Annotated in this window: 19 protein-coding genes and 1 tRNA gene; 8 read left to right on the top strand and 12 right to left on the bottom strand. The window is 34.0% G+C overall.

The genetic code is table 11. From position 1 onward, the window contains the following. Positions 1–857: 857 nt before the first annotated feature. The 3 genes from FBT53_RS00580 to FBT53_RS00570 all read right to left on the bottom strand — a co-directional run bounded on the left by FBT53_RS00580 (position 858) and on the right by FBT53_RS00570 (position 2856). Positions 858–1544 (bottom strand): haloacid dehalogenase type II, encoded by a 687-nt coding sequence (locus FBT53_RS00580; RefSeq protein ID WP_136949225.1) that lies wholly within the window; start codon positions 1542–1544, stop codon positions 858–860. A gap of 127 nt (positions 1545–1671) precedes the next feature. Continuing rightward, on the bottom strand, positions 1672–2223 hold the full coding sequence (locus FBT53_RS00575; protein WP_136949224.1) for a carboxymuconolactone decarboxylase family protein: 552 nt from the start codon (positions 2221–2223) through the stop codon (positions 1672–1674). Positions 2224–2280: 57 nt separating this feature from the next. Beyond that, positions 2281–2856: a TetR/AcrR family transcriptional regulator gene (locus FBT53_RS00570; RefSeq protein ID WP_240729726.1), complete on the bottom strand. Its 576-nt coding sequence runs from the start codon at positions 2854–2856 to the stop codon at positions 2281–2283. Positions 2857–3754: 898 nt separating this feature from the next. Here FBT53_RS00570 and FBT53_RS00565 point away from each other — a divergent pair. From FBT53_RS00565 to FBT53_RS00545, 5 genes are all read left to right on the top strand, one after another. Continuing rightward, complete coding sequence (locus tag FBT53_RS00565; protein WP_136949223.1) at positions 3755–5131, top strand: phage integrase SAM-like domain-containing protein; 1377 nt, start codon at positions 3755–3757, stop codon at positions 5129–5131. Between the two features lie 69 nt (positions 5132–5200). Next, the gene (locus FBT53_RS00560) at positions 5201–6016 is read left to right on the top strand and encodes an RteC domain-containing protein (RefSeq protein ID WP_136949222.1); all 816 of its coding nucleotides are present in this window, start codon (positions 5201–5203) and stop codon (positions 6014–6016) included. A 91-nt stretch (positions 6017–6107) separates the two neighbouring features. After that, complete coding sequence (locus FBT53_RS00555; RefSeq protein ID WP_136949221.1) at positions 6108–6380, top strand: helix-turn-helix domain-containing protein; 273 nt, start codon at positions 6108–6110, stop codon at positions 6378–6380. Positions 6381–6841: 461 nt separating this feature from the next. Beyond that, positions 6842–7774 carry a hypothetical protein gene (locus FBT53_RS00550; RefSeq protein ID WP_136949220.1) on the top strand — a complete coding sequence of 311 codons (933 nt, stop codon included), beginning with the start codon at positions 6842–6844 and terminating at the stop codon, positions 7772–7774. 101 nt (positions 7775–7875) lie between these two features. Beyond that, positions 7876–8115 (top strand): hypothetical protein, encoded by a 240-nt coding sequence (locus FBT53_RS00545; protein ID WP_136949219.1) that lies wholly within the window; start codon positions 7876–7878, stop codon positions 8113–8115. Here the strand turns inward: FBT53_RS00545 and FBT53_RS00540 are convergent. The 5 genes from FBT53_RS00540 to rseP all read right to left on the bottom strand — a co-directional run bounded on the left by FBT53_RS00540 (position 8108) and on the right by rseP (position 11891). Beyond that, entirely contained in the window at positions 8108–8728 is a 621-nt protein-coding gene (locus FBT53_RS00540) for a hypothetical protein (RefSeq protein ID WP_136949218.1), read from the bottom strand. The two genes, FBT53_RS00545 and FBT53_RS00540, sit on opposite strands and share 8 nt — an antisense overlap. 478 nt (positions 8729–9206) lie before the next feature. After that, complete coding sequence (locus FBT53_RS00535) at positions 9207–9848, bottom strand: ImmA/IrrE family metallo-endopeptidase (RefSeq protein WP_136949217.1); 642 nt, start codon at positions 9846–9848, stop codon at positions 9207–9209. Continuing rightward, positions 9849–10202 carry a helix-turn-helix transcriptional regulator gene (locus tag FBT53_RS00530; RefSeq protein ID WP_136949216.1) on the bottom strand — a complete coding sequence of 118 codons (354 nt, stop codon included), beginning with the start codon at positions 10200–10202 and terminating at the stop codon, positions 9849–9851. 191 nt (positions 10203–10393) lie between these two features. Further along, positions 10394–10467: transfer RNA gene (locus FBT53_RS00525), tRNA-Asn, on the bottom strand. A 68-nt stretch (positions 10468–10535) separates the two neighbouring features. Beyond that, on the bottom strand, positions 10536–11891 hold the full coding sequence (gene rseP / locus FBT53_RS00520) for an RIP metalloprotease RseP (RefSeq protein ID WP_136949215.1): 1356 nt from the start codon (positions 11889–11891) through the stop codon (positions 10536–10538). Positions 11892–12045: 154 nt separating this feature from the next. Here rseP and FBT53_RS00515 point away from each other — a divergent pair, with 154 nt between their 5' ends. The 3 genes from FBT53_RS00515 (at position 12046) to feoB (ending at position 15264) form a co-directional block, all read left to right on the top strand. Beyond that, positions 12046–12723, top strand: a complete 678-nt coding sequence (locus tag FBT53_RS00515; protein ID WP_136949214.1) for an SCO family protein — start codon at positions 12046–12048, stop codon at positions 12721–12723. Positions 12724–12788: 65 nt separating this feature from the next. Next, positions 12789–13022, top strand: coding sequence for a FeoA family protein (locus FBT53_RS00510; protein ID WP_136949213.1), 234 nt, complete (start codon positions 12789–12791; stop codon positions 13020–13022). 7 nt (positions 13023–13029) lie between these two features. Next, on the top strand, positions 13030–15264 hold the full coding sequence (gene feoB, locus FBT53_RS00505) for a ferrous iron transport protein B (RefSeq protein ID WP_136949212.1): 2235 nt from the start codon (positions 13030–13032) through the stop codon (positions 15262–15264). Between the two features lie 146 nt (positions 15265–15410). Here the strand turns inward: feoB and FBT53_RS00500 are convergent, their stop codons facing one another. The 4 genes from FBT53_RS00500 to FBT53_RS00485 form a co-directional block, all read right to left on the bottom strand. Further along, positions 15411–15920: a hypothetical protein gene (locus FBT53_RS00500; protein ID WP_136949211.1), complete on the bottom strand. Its 510-nt coding sequence runs from the start codon at positions 15918–15920 to the stop codon at positions 15411–15413. Between the two features lie 114 nt (positions 15921–16034). Beyond that, the gene (locus FBT53_RS00495; protein ID WP_136949210.1) at positions 16035–16451 is read right to left on the bottom strand and encodes a DUF2141 domain-containing protein; all 417 of its coding nucleotides are present in this window, start codon (positions 16449–16451) and stop codon (positions 16035–16037) included. A gap of 51 nt (positions 16452–16502) precedes the next feature. Next, positions 16503–16934 (bottom strand): hypothetical protein, encoded by a 432-nt coding sequence (locus FBT53_RS00490; protein ID WP_136949209.1) that lies wholly within the window; start codon positions 16932–16934, stop codon positions 16503–16505. Between the two features lie 4 nt (positions 16935–16938). Continuing rightward, positions 16939–18966, bottom strand: coding sequence for a S9 family peptidase (locus FBT53_RS00485; RefSeq protein WP_136949208.1), 2028 nt, complete (start codon positions 18964–18966; stop codon positions 16939–16941). Positions 18967–19133 lie beyond the last annotated feature (167 nt).

Genomic DNA, 19133 nt, shown 5'->3' with positions numbered 1-19133 from the left:
TGATGGTTGATGGTTGATGGTTGATGGTTGATGGTTGATGGTTGATGGTTGATGGTTGATGGTTGATGGTTGATGGTTGATGGTAAGGTGTACTTTTTGTGAATTGAAAAAAATACAACACACTCAAAGTTATCAGGCAAAAAATGAAATCGGTTTTGGTTCACGTCATTTCGATAGTTGTAGTGTAGCTACTACTGAGAAATCTTTTTAAAGTATAAAGTACTAAGTACAAAGCTTCATACATTCCGTCTTGCTGAACTTGTTTCAGCATCTCCTTCACTGTCCATAAAACTTCCAATAAAAAATGGTTACTGCTGCTCCCCTACCCTAGGGGAGCTGTCCGAAGGACTGAGGGGTCTGAGTTGAAGATAGAAGTGATTCAATATACCTAAGCCACGTCATTTCGATAGTAGTAGCGTAGCTATTGCTGAGAAATCTTTTTAAAGTAAAAAGTATGAAGTACTAAGTACAAAGCTCCAAACAATCCGTCATGCTGAACTTGTTTCAGCATCTGGTTTTTAAAGTTAGGAGTTATAAGTTCAAAGTTTTAAGAATATTCTTTTTGAAAATTGCTTATAGTGCTACCCTAAGCTAGGAGAGCTGTCCAAAGGACTGAGGGGTATGTGTTGAAGATAGAAGTGATTCAACATACGTACGCCACGTCATTTCGATAGTTGTAGCGTAGCTACTACTGAGAAATCTTTCTGAAGTTAAAAGCATAAAGTACTAAGTACAAAGAATTATACATTCCGTCATGCTTAACTTTTCTAACGTCTTTTTGGGGAAAAATGTCTTGCAGACTAAAAAACCCTAGTGTTTAGCCATGCTCAATTGCTAATTTTTATATCGCCTAAAACCTACATCACTCTTGCAATTAATTGCGCGGCAAAATCAGCAAGGTCCGTAGCCACCATAGTTGTGGGTTCCGCTAACGGAAACTGTTGTTGCCCCGGACGTTGTATAAAAGCCGCTTGCCAACCCGCCCATTGTGCACCCGCAACGTCCCAACCGTGTGCCGCCACCAACATGGCATCATCTGGCTCAATTTTCAGCTGTTGTATGCCCCAGTTGTATGTTTGCGTAAACGGTTTATAAACGCCTACCTCTTCCATACTACGCATTTGGTCAAAGCATTCCGTTAAACCAGCATACGCCAACTGCGCTTTTAGTCCTTTACTATCAGAATTGGTAAAGGCTACCAAGGTAAATCCTTCCGATTTTAATCTATTTAAAGCCTCTTTTACTTCTGGATAAGCAGGTAGTTTTCTAAACCCTTTAACGACTACACTCTCTGCTTCTTCTTTAGAAACGGATATACCCGCATTGGCAGCCACCATTTGCAAGGTTGCCGCGCCAATTTTGCCAAAATGAACATATTTGCCACTAGCAGAAGTTACCAACGAATAATGCAATAAGGTTGTAAACCAAAGCGAGACCAATTCGGTTTTTCCTCTTAAAAGTTCTGCAACATCATTTTTTAAAGGAGAGAGGTCTAATAAGGTTTCATTTACATCAAAAAACAAAACTTTAGGTAGTTTTTGCATCTCTATATCATTTTATTAAAACGGTGATACATACCATATGGCAATCATTAGAAAGGTAACAATTAAAAAAAAGAAATGGGAAAAGAAGTTACTTCTTTTCCCATCTTTTCCACATCATCTTAATACATTAAACAAATTTTTGAAAAGCCTTGTCTACTGGCGTTTCTGCAATACTGTTGGTGTAATTGCTTATAATTTTTTGGGATAATCCTAAAATAATTTCTAACAACTGTCTTTGGCCATATCCTGCGGCAAAAAATGCTTCTTTTTGGGCTTCAGAGATTACTCCACGGTCTTTTGTCAATGCTAAAGTAGTTTCGTGCAACACTTGCAATTTCTCTGAGGGCAGGGTGGTTTTATTTCGTAATGCATCAATAATGGCATCGTCTACACCCATAGATTTAGCAATAGCGGTATGTGCAGGCACACAGTAATGGCAATTATGCTCTACATTAATGGTTTGCCACACTACCGTTAACTCATCATTGTTAAAAGAAGAATTAACAAACAACTCGTGCAAATTTGCATATGCCTGCAATAATTCTGGTGCTTCTGCTAACACCCCATGCAAATTAGGAATGTAGCCATAGGCATTCTTAGAATTTTCTAAAACAGGTTTGCTTTCTGCTGGTGCAGATTCTAAAGTGTGAATTTTAAATGTTTCTGTAACTGTACTCATAATCTGTTCGTATTAAATATTTCTAAACGTTTATTTAGTTTTAGGTTAAAAAAATAGTTATAGGTTTTTTAAAACGGTATCTATGTAGTTATCTATCTGCTCTGGCCCAAAGAAACGAGTGGCCGAGGACAACCCAAACATAGCTATGATTAAATAATCTGCTTTATGGTTAACGGTCTCTTGGTCGTGCCCTGTAAATGCTGCTACAATTTGCGCAAATAAGTAACGTACCTTCGCTGTAAACGTATGGAGTATTTCTTTTATTTGTTCGTCTGTCTCTTCCCTTATTTCGTTAGCCGTATTCGTCATCAAGCAACCTTTTCCAACTCCATTTTCTGACGAGAACTCTATAAAATCATAAAAATATTGCTTAATTGCCTCTTTGCTCGGATAAGCCGTTTCCAGTTTAGTCAGCAAAACATTTAATTTGTTCTGATAGCACTTTAGACTCTCCACAAAAACGCCGTTCTTGCTTCCAAAACTGGCATAAATAGAAAACTTATTAATGCCCATTTCTTTTTCTAACTGGTGCATAGAGGTAGTTTCATAGCCGTTCTTCCAAAAAAGATGCATGGCTTTTTCTATAACCTCTGTTTCTATGTACTGCTTTTTACGTGCCATAATTATTTTCATGATAAAACTAAACAGTTGTTTAGATAACACCAAATGCTTTAACAAAAGCTTAATGGTTGATGGTTGATGGTTGATGGTTGATGGTTGATGGTTGATGGTAAGGTGTACTTTTTGTGTATTGAAAAAAATAAAACACACTCAAAGTTATCAGGCAAAAAATGAAATTGGTTTAGTTTACGTCATTTCGATAGTTATAGCGTAGCTACTACTGAGAAATCTTTTTAAAGTAAAATGTATGAAGTACTTGGTACAAAGATTTGTACATCCCGTCATGCTGAACTTGTTTCAGCATCTCCTTCACTGTCTATAAAACTTCCAATAAAAAACGGTTACTGCTGCTCCCCTAAGCTAGGGGAGCTGTCCGAAGGACTGAGGGGTCTGAGTTGAAGATAGAAGTGATTCAATATACCTAAGCCACGTCATTTCGATAGTAGTAGCGTAGCTACTTCTGAGAAATCTTTATAAAGCAAAAAGTATAAAGTACTAAGTACAAAGCTTCATACATTCCGTCTTGCTGAACTGTTAAAAATTACCTGTTAAGTAACAATAAGGTAATATGATTTCCTTTTCACGAATGTCGTGCCTTTGAGGTCAACCTTTTAAAGCAACCTCAGCGATAATACATGCAACCTTTTTAGCACCCTTAAAATTCATTCGTAAGTGGATTAGGATTGGTTTTAGCCTTGTAGAAGTAGCCTAAAACAAAAAAATCCGACACTTTTCAGTATCGGATTTCTATTTTGCTCCCCCTCTTGGGGTGTAATTGTAGTTTTGAAATTAATCGAAGTAAACCCCTATAAATCATATATAACTTATTATTCAGGTCTTTATAATTGTATATGATTGTTAATTGTTGCATATAATTTTAATATTGTTGGATATATTGTTGGATAAATAATTGCAAAAAGATAATTTGCAATTATTCTATGTTTTATCAATGGCAAATATCAAATACTACCCTTACAAAAAATCAGGTACATGTAAAGTATACTTACGATTAAGTATTGGCAGACATAAGGACTTTAGACTATCTACGGGATTAACTATAAAAGAGGCTAAAGATTGGAATGAGAGCAAAAATTTACCTAAAACAAATTCAGCCCATAATAAAAGCCTTAAAAATCGTCTGAATGACCTTACTAAAACAATTGAAGAGTTCATTGATGAGGTTGAAAAAGATGAAAACAAAAGTATTTTAGACATTGAAAGTAAAGAGTTAAAAAAATTGATTCAACATTTCAATAATCTTGAACCTACAAAAGAGTTAGATTATTTAATTCCCTTTGCACAATGGTATTGTCAGGATTTAAAAAAACGAACATATATCAGAAATAACGTAAAATCATATTTCAAGCAAAATACAATTGATAAGTACTTAAACTTTTTGAAAGTACTCGAGAAATATCAAAACCATTTAGGAAAAAGAATTAAGATTAAAGACGTTAATAATGCCTTTGCCGATGATTTACTAGACTTTCTTACCGATGTTGAACCAAAAAGCATAAATACTAAGGGAAGGTATATAAAACGTTTAAAAACTATAATTAAGGACGCACAATTAAACGGTTATCAAGTTGACCCAGACTATTTGAATATTAAAGGATTTACAGACGAAAATATAGTAACCTATTTAACTTTTGAAGAGATAGATAAGATTATAGATAAGAAAATGCCAACAGAAAGACTGCAAATAGCAAAAGATTGGTTTATCATATCGTGTTTTACCGCGCAAAGGATATCTGATTTACATAGGTTTACAAAAAACAACATTCAAAAAATTGATGGAGGCGATTACATTGTATTAAAACAGTTTAAAACAAATAAAAATCTCGATATACCAATACACCACATAGTAAGAGATGTTTTAAAACGACATAATAACGACTTCCCTCCTAAATTTACAGATAATGAGCAAAGCCAAAGAAGTCTTTTAAGTTCTTTGATTAAGGAGGTCTGTCGTATTTCAGGAATACGAGAAAAAGTAAAAGGAAGATATAATGGAATAAAAGGAACTTACCCAAAGTATAAATTAATTAGCAATCATACAGGTAGACGTTCATTTGCTTGTAATTTTTATAATAGCGGAGATTGGACAACACAAGAAATAATGAATATAACTGGGCACGTGAACGAAAAGAACTTTCTAACTTATATTGATAAGTCTGACTCCACACTAAGCCGAATTGCAAGGTCTAAATTCGATGAAATGGAAAGAAGATACTTAGAGGAAAAAGAATCTAAACTTAAAATTGTTTCAAGGTCTAATAACGGTTAACTTATATAATATCATTAGTAGTATACTATTACCTTTAATATTTTTAATACTATATATTTAAATTATAAAATGAATTGGTCTTATTTTCCGAACACAGAGAAGGCATACAATATTTATATTGAAGAGATTAAGAATTTACAATCAAATTATGCCCCGTTTGCAATAGGACAAGAAGCAATTGAATTTGAAACAAACTCTGAGCTTATATTCCAGAAACATAAAAATTCTATTTTAAATAATTTTGAAAAAGATTTTCAAGTTTTTGAAGACGCTGCCGTACTTACTACAGAATGGAGTAGTTTCAAACATTTTAAAGATAAATATTATACATTTCTTGGAGTCTTTTTTGATGAATTTCCCGACGCAGAAGAAATTCATTATATAGAAAAGGAATACCTTTTTTTAAAGGAAGAAATGCCTATTGAAATATTTATAAGAGACAGTCATACATACAAAAAACTTAATTACTCAAATAAAAAAAAGATTGCCTTCTTAGAGAATAAAGCTCTAGAATTAGGGTATGAAATGATATACCAAAGCCAATTCAATAAATTAACTCTTTTAAAAAAACCAAGTCCTATCGATAGTAATTCGAACACAGAAAATTATAGTGAGACTGAAAAAATTAAATGGCTAGGAACTAATCTTGAGTTATACGAACTTATTAAAACACTAATTGAAGCAAAAAAGCTAAAAGGTAAAAACCAAAAAGAAGTATTCATAACTCTCTTCAATCTACTAGGCATGGAATATTCAGATATTAGGAAAAAAGAAGCCATGGCGACTATTAGGCAACGAGAAAAAGACAAAACTCCATTCGTTGACTTATTAAGATTAAGCTTAGAAAAATGGGTAAACGATAGGGATAACAACAAATTGATGTAAAAATAGTTAAAAAATATACCCACCTGTCACCTACTAGGCTATTTGTAGGTACTCCTTAACACTAAGTTGCAATCGTTTTAAATTATACGATATGCAGACATTACAATTTATTGGTACAACTCCAAACCAATTAAAAAATGAAATTACCGAGAATGTAAAATTTTTAATTGAAGAATTAAAAGCAAACTTTCAACCCAAAGCTCCTGAAGAATTTCTGACAAGAAAAAAAACAGCAGAAATTCTACAGATTAACCTAAGTACTCTTTATTTATGGACTAAGAGAGGTTTACTTAAATCCTATGGAATAGCAGGCAAGGTATATTACAAAAGAAGTGAGATAGAAAAAGCGTTAATAGAACTTTAAACCTATGGCAACGATAACTATTCCAAAGCCCGTTGTCATGAGTTACAACCTCAACACGGAGCGATTATTTAAATCCACAAGGCATTACGATTTACAAAAGGGATTACCAATATTAAGCGATAAACTTAACATCTCTTTAAATCAGAATTGTAGTAAAGCAAACTATACATACTCTTTAAAGATTAGAGATAATAATAAGTGGTCAAAACAAATTACTGGCTTGTTCCCCACCTATGATGCAAATATTTTCTTTGGCGACACAGAAGGCAAAAAAAACCTAATAATATTTCGCTTTTTAGAAAACGGCTATAAACTGAAAGTATATTTTTTTAGGGGGTTTTACACTAGAAAGTTAGTTGCTTTCCTACGCACTTTTAAAGCTTATTATTAAGCAAAAAAGAGGGTGTTCATACCACCCTCTAATTTTTCAAATTATACGCTAATATAACATCGTAAAGATAATGATTGATTTCACAAAAATTTGGGTTACCGATCCAATAATTATAGATAAAATGTGGAGACACCCACTCTTATACACAGAATCCCATTTAGATACACTCAATTACGGAACAGGTGAATTATTAAAGATTGAAAAGAAAGCCTATAAAGGGGTGAAATTTATTTTAGAACCTCATTGTCCAAAAGATATGAATGAAGCCAACAAACGGCTTGTTATTGAGTTTAAACCTCATTACTGGCATAACGCAAACATTCACAATGCGAATGATTTTAATGTTAGACAGTCAATACGAACATTTAATCAATTCATAAATCTATTTGGATTAATTGACACTCAATACTATAAAATAGTTAACCTAGAATTTGGGGTTAATTTCAGTGTAAATGGTTATGATAAAAACCTTGTTTTATATCCTTCATTTCATTCTAGAAATGAATTTCGAAAATCTAGAGATTTAAAATACAGCAGTATTGCACATTCTTTTGATAAAAGCGGAAAGCCAAATAAGTACTTGCAAATAAAATTTTATTCTAAAGGCTTTCAATTTCCAGATTACTGTAATGAAAATACCCTCAGATTTGAAGTAAAAACTAAACAGTCAAGGAAATTGAAAAAACTAGGCATTGCTAATTTGAAAGACCTTACGGAATTAAAAACATACGATAATATATATGACGAACTTTTAAAACAGGCAGGGAAATTACTTTTAATAGACCTCGATATTAAACCTAATAAACTCAAGAAAAGAGAAGTCAATAAACTTATTGAATGTTCAAATCCATTTTATTGGAATAAAGCCATAAATCAAAAAAGAGTTCAAGCCTTTAATGACAAAAAGAAGAGATATCTAAACAGTCTAGAAAAGACAGGTTTCAATTTAACCCAAACTGTAATTGACGCTATTTGCAACAAAGCAAACCTTTTGATGGTTTAAAACGCTAAAAATTCCATAGGAGTAATATTGAAGATAAAAGGTAAATATTCTACTATAATATAGTCTGAATACTTACCTTTTACACTTTAAATCCTGAAGCAATGAAAATACCAGAAGTAATATTACCAAAAGTAAAAGAAGCCTTCAACGATATGCATCTAAACTATGATAAGGTCAATTTTCAATTCATGAAAGTTGGAGACGCAACTATACACATTTTACATGAAGGGCAATATGTATGTAGTTATAATAAAGAACCTAAATACAATCATAGGTTCGACTATGGAATGAAGCATCTACATTTAGATTATTATACCACAAACAACAAATATCTTATTTAGCCTTATCCAATTTCTTAAGACCTAGAAAAATCAATAAATGGTGGACTTCTACAAATTTTAAAAAGTTCATAATAGCAGTCAAACAAAAATAAAATAGTGCTATTAGAAATAATATTATGGCTGATAAGTCTTTTAACGTAATAGATTCTTTATAACCATTTGAAATATTATCAGAAATCAAAACACCTATTACATAAAAAACAAAAGCAAAGAAAAAGAAATGAGGCTTTCCTTTCCTAATATATCTATTTAGAGAATATCTTAAGATACCCCACCTACTATAATAAATCGGATAAGCATATAATTTATGTAATTTACTATGAAAAGAGTAATCCAAAATACCCAAATCTTCAGGAGTAAGAATTACGGTAGGCATCCTGTTTTTAATTAGAACGTCCGTTTTTGTATCATAATCTTGTCTATGCAATTTAGATTTATTGTATAAACCATAATATTCAACATAGACTTTTAAAGTTGGTAAGTAAAAATCGATTACCCTATAATTTTTTACATCCCCTTTAAGTTTAATCTCCTTTACTTGTTCTCTATACTTAATGCCATTTTCAATAAAATAATTGGCGATATAATCTTCTCCTAAGGTTGGTTGGTACAATTTGATTCGGTTGTTTATTTAATATCAATAAAAACAGACAAGATATTATTTTATTGATAAAATTTACATGAACATTCTACTAATCCTAACAAATCCTAACCAATACGCGCGCGTGTCAGTATAACTGGGATTAAACCATCAAAAAACGGCAAGTTTACGGCATTTAATTAATTAATCTAAATTAATAGTTAATTCAGAAATTTAGATTAATCAACTTTATTTCAAGTCATAAATCTAAAGATATCGCACTATCTAACGCACGCGTTAAAATATTTTGAATTGATTTTAAATTAAATGTTGTTAATTTATGTTATGCGCTATTTAATCATACCACTTTTATTGATCGGATGTATAAGTTCCTCCGATAAAGACCGACTAAAAGTTGAAAATAAGAAATTAAAGAAAGAATTAGACAGTTTAAGAACTGAACTTTATGAATGTGAAATCTTATTGAAAGTCTACGAGAGCCACTAAAAATTTAATCATTGGGGATAACAAAATATTTTGTGAAACCCTCCTTTCTAATTCTATTTTTAATTACCTCCCAAGAAACATTAAAATCAGCACATACCTTTTTGGAAAAATTCTCAATTATCAGTCCTGTATAGTCTTCGTCATCTGCAAGATTTTCTAAAGCTGAATTGATTTTTTCAATATTTTTTTTGATATAACTTTCTAAATAATCTTTTGGAACCAACAAACGTCCGGCAAACTCACGCGCTTGTCTATCTATCCAAGTAACGTCATCCTGATTCATACCAAGCACAGCCTTTATAAAATCACCTTCCCTTTCAAATTTAACTCCTTGAACATATATATCTCGATGTAATACAAAGTGACCTACCTCTTCTGCCAATGTGAATTGTAGTCTTTTATTATAGGTTGATTCATATTCAGTTTTATCAACCCAAATAGACCTTAAATCATTAGAAAGAAACGCTTCAACCCCTATTCTCTGTTTTAAAGTTGGCACAGGTATAATTTCCAACCCTAAATCAAATTCAATTACCTCTTCTATGTTTATAGGAAAGCTACTTGCATAATGTTTTCCTAATCTAAACTTTTCCGCTCTATCCCTTATATCTTCGAACCTTAATCTTTCAGGAGTAAATACAATCATTTAACCATTCTTAATTAAATCAATCAACTCTTTTAATTGTTCTTCACTTGGGTTTTCAGAACGAGTTGTTCTAAAAAAAACTGGCAACGATTCTAGAACCTTTTTCTCAGATAAAAATGTTTGCGGTATACTTTCAATTGCAGCAATCTCTTTTAACTCTTTAAATTCTTCATTATTTAAATCGAGAACAACTTGAATACTATCCAGTATACTTTTTGATTTAGGAAACTCTAATAATGACCTCTCAATTTTACTCCAATTACTCGGGTCAAATTCAATAATAGTACAAAACTTTCTTAGGGTTAGTTTACGTCTTAGCCTGTATTCCTTAATAAGTTCACCTGCCTTTTTCATATTTGTGTTAAAAAGTATTAGTTATTTGTGGTACAAATATACCACATAATTAAAAATAATTTACTACACGTCTAGCATTTAACAGACTATTTAATAAACAATTAAAATAAATTATTGGATAATATGTTGGATAAACATGATAGATAAAATAAAAAAACCCAGTAAGTACAATACCTACTGGGCTTTTACTGCTCCCCCTCTTGGGCTCGAACCAAGGACCCTCTGATTAACAGTCAGATGCTCTAACCAACTGAGCTAAGGAGGAGTGTTTAATTTTAAACGGGTGCAAATATATATTTTTCTTTCCTTTTCTACAAAGAAAAAATCATCATTTTATTTAAAAATCATCTTATAAAGATCGTTTCCATTCGCAAACAACAGTAAACCAATCAATAAGAAAAATCCAACCATTTGTGCATATTCCATAAATTTATCACTAGGCTTCCTTCCACTTATCATTTCATAGAGTAAAAACATTACGTGCCCACCATCTAAAGCCGGTATTGGTAGAATATTCATAAATGCCAGAATTATACTTATAAGTGCAGTTGTTGCCCAAAACGCAGGCCAGTTCCATGAATCTGGAAACATGCTTCCTATTGCTTTAAATCCGCCCACACCTTTATAGGCGCCAGTTGACGGATTGAAAATCTTTTTAAGCTGCTTTACATAGTTGCCCAAAGTTTCTACACCTTGATTGATACCTGCTGGTATTGCCTCTAAAAAGGTATACTCCTCGGTTTTCACATCGTAATACCCTAGTTCTGCATACTCATAAGGTGAGTACCTACCTAAAGCTACACCCAATTTACCTTCTGTAGAAACCTGAGCTTCTACCGTTTTAGAACTACCTTCCTTAGTAAGCACATTTATGCTAATAGTCTTTCCCTTATTTGCCTCTAAAAGTGCACTTACTTGATCATAATAACGAGCATCTTGACCATTAATAGTTTGTACCCGGTCACCTTCTTTTAAATCTATCCCCTTATTAGCGCTACCTTCAGAAATCTCAGCAATAATAAAAGGCTGCCTTAGGGTTAAAAAACGAGCTTTTTCCTCGTCCTCTATTAGAGTAGAAATAAAATCCACCGGTAATTCTTTTTCTATCTGTTGTCCATCTCTTTCTAGAGTAATGGTATTACCGTTAATTATTTCGATAAAAAGATTATTAAAGCTTTCTATAGACTCTCCGTCTACCTTTAAAATACGGTCACCAGTTTTTATTCCTGCTTTATCCCCAATAGTAGGTTCTACTACTGCAATTCCGTCTTTTAAACTATCCATTACAATGTATTGGCTCCCATACTTATAGGCCATCCCAATGTAAATAAGTACGGCCAAAATAAAATTTACCGTTACCCCACCTAGCATAATTATAAGACGTTGCCACGCTGGCTTGCTTCTAAATTCCCACGGTTTTGGCTCTTCTTTCATTGCCTCGGTATCCATACTCTCGTCTATCATACCAGCAATTTTTACATAGCCTCCGAGAGGTAGCCATCCTATACCGTACTCTGTTTCTCCTATTTTCTTTTTTAAGAGTGAAAATTTTACATCGAAAAATAAATAAAACTTTTCAACTCTAGTTTTAAAAAGCTTGGCTGGAATAAAGTGGCCTAACTCGTGTAAAACAATTAGTAGGGAAAGGCTTAAAAAGAATTGAATTACCTGTATTGCAATGGGACTCATATACTATCTTATGTCTTAAAGCCCACAAAAGTACATTTTTACGGCAGGTAATAAAACATTGCAAAGATTCCGATGAATGTTTTTAAGAAAGAATTAGCAGGAATTGTCTTTCTACCGCTTTGATTATACCAGACTTACCCCCTAATTTTGCAGCATGTTACAATTTTTTTCAAAATTTAAATTCTTCTTTGTTGTTTTAGGAATCCTCTCTGTTTTTATACTGTACTTTATGTATAACGCTTTAAAACCAGAAAATCGCTTACCTGTTTACCAACCCAATATGGTAAACCCAGAATTGGTAGATAGTACGTTGCTCGATGTAAAGAAGTACCATACCATTGCCGATTTTTCTTTGACAAATCAAAATGGGGAGACCATTACACAAGACAATTACAAAGACAAAATATATGTAGCCGACTTTTTCTTTACTACCTGCCCAACCATTTGCCCAATCATGACAAAAAACATGGTTACTGTACAACAAGCTATTCTAGATGATGATGATGTTTTATTATTATCCCATACAGTAACCCCACAGATAGATTCGGTAGCACAATTGAAAAAATATGCGCGAGAAAAAGGCGTATTAGACCATAAATGGAATTTAGTTACTGGCGATAAAAAACAGATTTACCAGCTAGCAAGAAAATCTTATTTAGCAGTAAAAACGGATGGCGATGGCGGGCCTTTTGATATGATTCATACCGAAAATTTTATTTTGGTAGACAAGGAAAAACGCATTAGAGGCTTTTACGATGGCACCCAACCAGAAGAGATAGAAAAACTTTTAGAAGACCTGAAAGTGTTAAAAGACGGTTATAATCAAGAGTAATAACCAAGATGCTCTAGAAAATTTATCTTACTTTTGTCCTTACTTAAAATAAATCTAAATAAGCTTTGCTAATTACAGTAGCCACATTAAAAAAAGGACAAAAAGGCATTATTAAAGAATTTACCAGCAATTTACTGCCTATAAAACTCTTAGAGCTAGGCTGCTTACCTGGTAATGAAGTAGAATTGATACAAACAGCGCCTTTAAATGACCCCTTGTATATAAATGTTAATGGCTCTCACATTGCTATTAGAAAATCTTTAGCATCACAAATAGAGCTGCAGCTTATAGAAGAGTAACATTAGCATGAGTAAGAGCATTAATGTAGCCCTGATTGGGAACCCAAACACCGGAAAAACCTCTGTTTTTAACCAGCTTACTGGGCTTAACCAAAAAGTTGGTAATTATCCAGGTATCACGGTAGAAAAAAAGGAAGGTATTTGCAAACTTCCAAGAGGCGTTAAAGCTCATATTTTGGATTTACCGGGAACCTACAGTTTAAACACGACCAGTCTAGATGAGAGTGTGGTTGTAGAGTTGTTATTAAATAAAAATGATAAAGATTATCCAGATGTTGCGGTTGTAGTTAGCGATGTAGAAAATTTAAAACGAAATCTTCTACTTTTTACACAAATAAAAGATTTACGCATACCCACTATCCTTGTCGTGAATATGGCGGACCGCATGGACCGCAAAGGCATCAGTTTAGATATAGATTTATTAGAAGAGCGTTTAGACACCAAAATTGCATTAGTTAGCACCCGTAAAGGAGTAGGTATAGAGCGATTAAAAGAACTCATTGCCAATTACAAATTGCTTTCTGCTACACCAAATATTGATACTTCTGTTATTGACCCAAGCTATTTTGAGCGACTAAAAAAGACGTTTCCGCAAGAAGATGTATATAAACTTTGGCTGGTCATTACGCAAGATGTCAACTTTATGCCCATAGAAAAACAGCGCATACAAGACCATGCGTCTTTTGGTACTAAATCTAAGACGGAGCTAAAAAGATTACAGCATAAAGAAACAGTATTAAGATATCAATTTATAAACGGTATTCTAAAGGCTACTTACAAAATAGATTTGCAAGCCGCCAAAGGAATTCGCGCTAGCCTAGATAAGATATTAACTCATCGTATTTTTGGCTATCTCATATTTTTTGTCATTCTGCTAACCATTTTTCAAGCTATATTCGATTGGAGTAGCTATCCGATGGATTTTATTGATGGTTTGTTTGCAAGTATGGGAGAATGGGTTAAAAACACCTTGCCTCCTGGTGTACTTACAGATTTGCTCGCAGAAGGTATTTTAGCTGGTATTGGTGGTGTGGTCATTTTTATTCCTCAAATTGCTTTTTTATTCTTGTTTATAGCTTTACTAGAGGAATCTGGCTACATGAGCCGGGTGGTATTCTTAATGGATAAGTTAATGCGTCCGTTTGGTCTTAGTGGTAAAAGCGTGGTTCCTTTAATTTCTGGTACCGCATGTGCCATACCTGCCGTGATGGCAACACGTACTATAGAAAATTGGAAAGAGCGATTAATTACCATTCTAGTAGTTCCGTTTACCACCTGTTCTGCCAGGTTACCCGTCTATCTAATTTTAGTTTGGCTAGTTATTCCCCAAAAGAGTTTTTTAGGATTAAGTTACCAAGCATTAACCCTAATGCTTCTGTATTTATTAGGATTTGGAATGGCCATTGCTAGCGCAACCATTTTAAACAAAATACTTAAAATTAAAAGTCGCTCTCTTTTTATGGTAGAAATGCCTGCGTACCGAATGCCTTTGTTTAAAAACGTTATTTACACGGTTGTTGAAAAAACAAAAAGCTTTGTTTTTGGAGCAGGTAAAATTATTTTGGCAATTTCCATAGTGCTATGGTTTTTAGGCTCTAATGGCTTTAGTGATGAATTTCATAATGCAGAAACAATCGTAACCCAAAGAATAGAGCAACAAGGCTTTAATGCTTATAGCAAGGCTTATATAGAAAAAAACCTTGAAGACTATAAGCATGCATTAAAAGATAGTGTGTTAAAGAACAGCTACACTATGCCAATAGAAAGTATTCGGGATTCCTTACGATTAAAGGACGAAACACTATACCAAAAGGTGGTAGAACAAGAAATTGCTAGCTACAAATTAGAGAATTCTTACATAGGTTACATGGGTAAGGCAATAGAACCCATAGTTAAACCTTTAGGATACGATTGGAAAATTGGCATCGCTGTGATTACCTCTTTTGCTGCCAGAGAAGTATTTGTGGGCACGCTTGCTACAATTTATAGCGTAGGGAGCGATGAGGAAGAAACTATTAAGAACAGAATGGCGGCAGAATTAAAGCCCAATGGTAAACCGTTATTTGATTTGCCCACAGGGATTTCTTTAATGCTTTTCTATGCCTTTGCTATGCAATGCATGAGCACCTTGGCAATTGTTAAAAGAGAGACAAACTCTTGGAAATGGCCTCTATATCAATTAATTTTCATGAGTGTAACGGCTTACGTTGTCGCTTTTACCGCATATCAACTACTAAAGTAAAATCCAATGATTCAGCAAATCCTTGTATATATTGTTCTAACTACGGCTCTAGTTTACTTATTTCATAAGTTGGTTAAACCTATTCCTGTATTAGTCTCTAAAAAGAAGAAAAAGTCTGGCTGTGGAAGCTCTAATTGTGGTTGTTCTTAAGGCGAAGGCACCATATTAACTGCGCTTATTTTTGCTTGCATGTCTAAATAGACAGGTGAGGTAACAAATAGTTGATGTACCTGATTATCCCAATCTTTGGCCACATTAAAATAACTTGCATTATTTACCGCCATTATTTCATCACAACTAACACAGGTATGTTTATAATCTAAAAAATGATGAGCAAACTCATGAAATGCCACAATTTTTAAAATCTCTGGATCTATGCTTGCAATCCAGTTAACTAAAATGTGCTCTATAACATGGTCATCATTACGCTTTACCATACCCATGACCACGCTACCTTCTTCTAATGGCAAAGTATTACTAATATCTATAGATTTTAGCTGAAATAATTTAGTGTGATATGGTATACCGTACGCTTCACAATGTCTAAAAAATTGATTAAGTAAAGGCTGTAAGCGACCGTCTATCTTTACGGAATCTTGCGCAAAAGCGATGGTGAAAGTAGAAATTAAAAACAGTGCCAATAAAAATCTTTTCATGATATTCTATTTTAATCGTTAGTGGCAGTGCTCCACTAAAGAAACGCAAATAGGTATCACATTATTAGCAAATAATTGATTTTTAACGTTTTATAAATACAGTTTTAAGAGAACTTATAGAGAAATCTCAATTTTTGTTATTCCATTATGGGAAAAAGAACAATCCTTATACGTTGGTGGACCAAAGGTTCGCATTCTGGCTTTAGAAAAGCCTACTTTCTCTTTAGGTATGCCCAGCCAGTTAGTGTCTAGCTTTCCATTTCCATTAGCATCGTAAAAAACGGCTAAAGCATATTCCCCAATAGGTAGGTCTTTAAAATGCAAGGTAGTTTCGCCTGCTTTTGCTAAAATGCTATCACTCTTAAAAACACCTTCAAACTTTAAAAAACTATCCTCAGTATTGTAAACCGCAACACTAACATTACCTTTTGTTTCAGGTATGCCTATTACTTTCACAGATAATTGATTCTCTTGTGCGTAACCACAAAAAATTATTGTTAGAGTAAATACCAATACGAAAATACACCGCATAGCTACTTAAGATTTACATAGTTAACTACAAAATACTGTAAAAAGTATACGTTATTTTGGTTCTTTTGGATGTTCTTTTAAAAACGATAGTATTTTATGATAATATGCATTGGTCTGCACGCTATCCTCTACGTTAAAATATAAACTCAAAGAATCTTGATATTGTATACGTAACTTATCTTGATGTAAGTCGTCCACAAATACATAGGTATCTGCCATTACCAATGAGTCTTTAAAAATTCCTTTTTCTTTTGCCAACCAAGAAAATCCACTCTTACGCTCCATTTTTGGGATTTTGTTTACCCTTTCTATGGCATAAACCTCTTTTAGGGGAATTCTTTTGCTGTATATGCCAGAATAGACCGTAAATGTACCCTCTTCTATCTTGGGATAGTTTTGGTAGTGCAATGCAAACGCAAAAATACACGCAGCAACAACGCTAATAATAACTACATTCCAAAACCAGTTTCCCTTATTCTTCATATTCTTATTCTTCCTTTTTGTATTTGTCAAACCAAGCAATAGTATGTGCAATTTTAGTGATTAGATTACTAGGTTTACTTGCAATACCATGACTAGCTCCAGGTATTTCTACCAATACAGTTTCTTTTTTACGCAGCTTTAAGGCGTGGTACAACTGTTTTGCTTCAGAAGGCGGCGTACGTAAATCGTTCATGCCCACCATTACCATAGTAGGGGTTTCAATGTTACCCACCAAGGAAAGCGGAGAAAACTTCCAATAGTTTTCAAAATTTTCCCATGGTTGTCCCGGATATCTAGAATTTGCATACCCAAAATAATTATCGGCCACTAATGTTTTACTAATCCAATTCATTACCGGTTTTGCAACTACCGCGGCCTCAAACCGGTTGTTTTTACCTATCATCCAGGCGGACATAATACCACCAGCGGAACCACCGGTAACAAAGAGTTGCTCTTCTTGGGCTATCCCTTTTGCAATACAATAATCTACCCCATCCATAACGTCATTATAATCCTCTCCGGGATAATTATTGTACAAGAGATTCCCAAACTCTTCCCCATAACTTGTACTCCCTCTAGGATTTGGATAAAAAACTACATAACCTGCACTAGCATACAATTGCATTTCTATGGAAAATCGGTCTCCATAATTCAAAATAGGACCCCCGTGATTCTCCACCATAAACGGATACTTTTTATTCGCATCGTAATCTGGCGGATACACTACCCATCCTTGTATATCTCTACCATCTACACTAGAGGTATACCACAATTCTTCTACTTCGCCTAACGTTTTAAAATCTAAAAAAGCTGCATTTAGCTGTGTAATTTTTGTGGCTTTTCCTTTGGCTGTTATCAGCATTAACTCAGCAGGAGCCTTTGGGGTACTGTAAGTATAAACTATTTGTCCGCTATCAGACACTGTAAAAGTACCACTGCCATAAGGCCTACCCAAAGTAGTACCCCCTCTATTATCGGCAATTTTTGAAACCTTACCGTTTAAGGAAACATAACCTATTTTACCGTTTCCTTTATCATCATAATTAAAATACAAACCCTTACTGTCTGCAGACCAAACTATACCCGAAATGTTTCTATCTAAATTATATGCCAATTTGCGCTTATTACCACCGTCTGCATCCATCAAGTGAATTTGTCTAATTTGATAGGCTTCATACTTATCTTCATAACTTAAATAGGCAATGGTACTCCCATCCGGAGAAACCACCGGGTTACTGTCTGGGCCATCTTGCTGGGTTAATTCTGTGATAATACCGGTTTTTACCTCAACCGAATAAATCTCACTATTTCTAAAACGATATTCCCAATCTGGCACCCGGTTGGCAGAAAAATAAATTTTAGAGCCGTCTTTACTCCAAGATATACTACCCCGGTGATGCCAATTACCAGAGGTTATTTGCCTTACGGCACCTCCATTTGCCGGCATAACAAATAACTGATTAAAACCAGGCGCTATATAACCCCTACCATCTGCCTCATGATACACCCTATCTGTAATCCTGGGCATATTTGCCCATTTTGCCCCCTTAGGTTTTTCGGGCATTTTTGCTAGGACCGGAGCTTTTTCTGGTACGTTCATAGAAAATGCCAACTGGGTACCGTCTGGAGACCACGTTATGCTACTTGGGCTATGCGGCAATTGCGAAATTCTGGCCGTTTTCCCGGTTTTTACCCAATACATAAAGATTTCAGAACCTTCGTCCGTAGCACTGCCATAGACAATTCTATCTCCATTGGGAGACCAACTTGCAGCATACTCAGACCCTTCATGAACCGTTAATTTTTGATGCTCGCTACCATCAGATTTTAAAAGCCATAGGTTACCAAAAGAGCGGTCCTTCATAATGTCAAAACCCATTTTCCTGTAAACAATCCAATCGCCATTTGGAGAAATTTTAGGATTGGTTGCGTATTGTAATTGAAAAATGTCTAAGTAATCAAATTTTGATTTTTGGGCTGATCCGTACGTGCTCAATAAAAAACAAAACGAAATTAAAAGAAGTTTCTTCATTGTTGGTCTGTTAGTTGGTTTTAAAGGTAAATGAAACTGTTGATATAGTCAAAACACAGGGCATACCTTGCTTTCCTTCTCGCCGCAAATTCCAAAATTTAATACTTCAATAACCCATTCTAAAAACTTATTGTAAACCCGTATCTTGTAGCTATCATAATCATCAC

The sequence above is a fragment of the Flavobacterium sp. ASW18X genome (assembly GCF_005144745.1).
In the GTDB taxonomy this organism is placed as follows: Bacteria; Bacteroidota; Bacteroidia; order Flavobacteriales; family Flavobacteriaceae; genus Croceivirga.
The sequence above is the reverse complement of the archived record's forward strand: the minus strand, read 5'-3'. Positions and strand labels throughout refer to the sequence as shown.

What these genes read in the sequence shown, in the direction of transcription:
- FBT53_RS00580 (WP_136949225.1), bottom strand. Translation starts at nt 1,544, where the DNA reads ATGCAAAAACTACCTAAAGTTTTGTTTTTTGATGTAAATGAAACCTTA.
- FBT53_RS00575 (WP_136949224.1), bottom strand. Translation starts at nt 2,223, where the DNA reads ATGAGTACAGTTACAGAAACATTTAAAATTCACACTTTAGAATCTGCA.
- FBT53_RS00570 (WP_240729726.1), bottom strand. Translation starts at nt 2,856, where the DNA reads ATGAAAATAATTATGGCACGTAAAAAGCAGTACATAGAAACAGAGGTT.
- FBT53_RS00560 (WP_136949222.1), top strand. Translation starts at nt 5,201, where the DNA reads ATGAATTGGTCTTATTTTCCGAACACAGAGAAGGCATACAATATTTAT.
- FBT53_RS00555 (WP_136949221.1), top strand. Translation starts at nt 6,108, where the DNA reads ATGCAGACATTACAATTTATTGGTACAACTCCAAACCAATTAAAAAAT.
- FBT53_RS00550 (WP_136949220.1), top strand. Translation starts at nt 6,842, where the DNA reads ATGATTGATTTCACAAAAATTTGGGTTACCGATCCAATAATTATAGAT.
- FBT53_RS00545 (WP_136949219.1), top strand. Translation starts at nt 7,876, where the DNA reads ATGAAAATACCAGAAGTAATATTACCAAAAGTAAAAGAAGCCTTCAAC.
- FBT53_RS00535 (WP_136949217.1), bottom strand. Translation starts at nt 9,848, where the DNA reads ATGATTGTATTTACTCCTGAAAGATTAAGGTTCGAAGATATAAGGGAT.
- FBT53_RS00530 (WP_136949216.1), bottom strand. Translation starts at nt 10,202, where the DNA reads ATGAAAAAGGCAGGTGAACTTATTAAGGAATACAGGCTAAGACGTAAA.
- rseP (WP_136949215.1), bottom strand. Translation starts at nt 11,891, where the DNA reads ATGAGTCCCATTGCAATACAGGTAATTCAATTCTTTTTAAGCCTTTCC.
- FBT53_RS00515 (WP_136949214.1), top strand. Translation starts at nt 12,046, where the DNA reads ATGTTACAATTTTTTTCAAAATTTAAATTCTTCTTTGTTGTTTTAGGA.
- feoB (WP_136949212.1), top strand. Translation starts at nt 13,030, where the DNA reads ATGAGTAAGAGCATTAATGTAGCCCTGATTGGGAACCCAAACACCGGA.
- FBT53_RS00500 (WP_136949211.1), bottom strand. Translation starts at nt 15,920, where the DNA reads ATGAAAAGATTTTTATTGGCACTGTTTTTAATTTCTACTTTCACCATC.
- FBT53_RS00495 (WP_136949210.1), bottom strand. Translation starts at nt 16,451, where the DNA reads ATGCGGTGTATTTTCGTATTGGTATTTACTCTAACAATAATTTTTTGT.
- FBT53_RS00490 (WP_136949209.1), bottom strand. Translation starts at nt 16,934, where the DNA reads ATGAAGAATAAGGGAAACTGGTTTTGGAATGTAGTTATTATTAGCGTT.
- FBT53_RS00485 (WP_136949208.1), bottom strand. Translation starts at nt 18,966, where the DNA reads ATGAAGAAACTTCTTTTAATTTCGTTTTGTTTTTTATTGAGCACGTAC.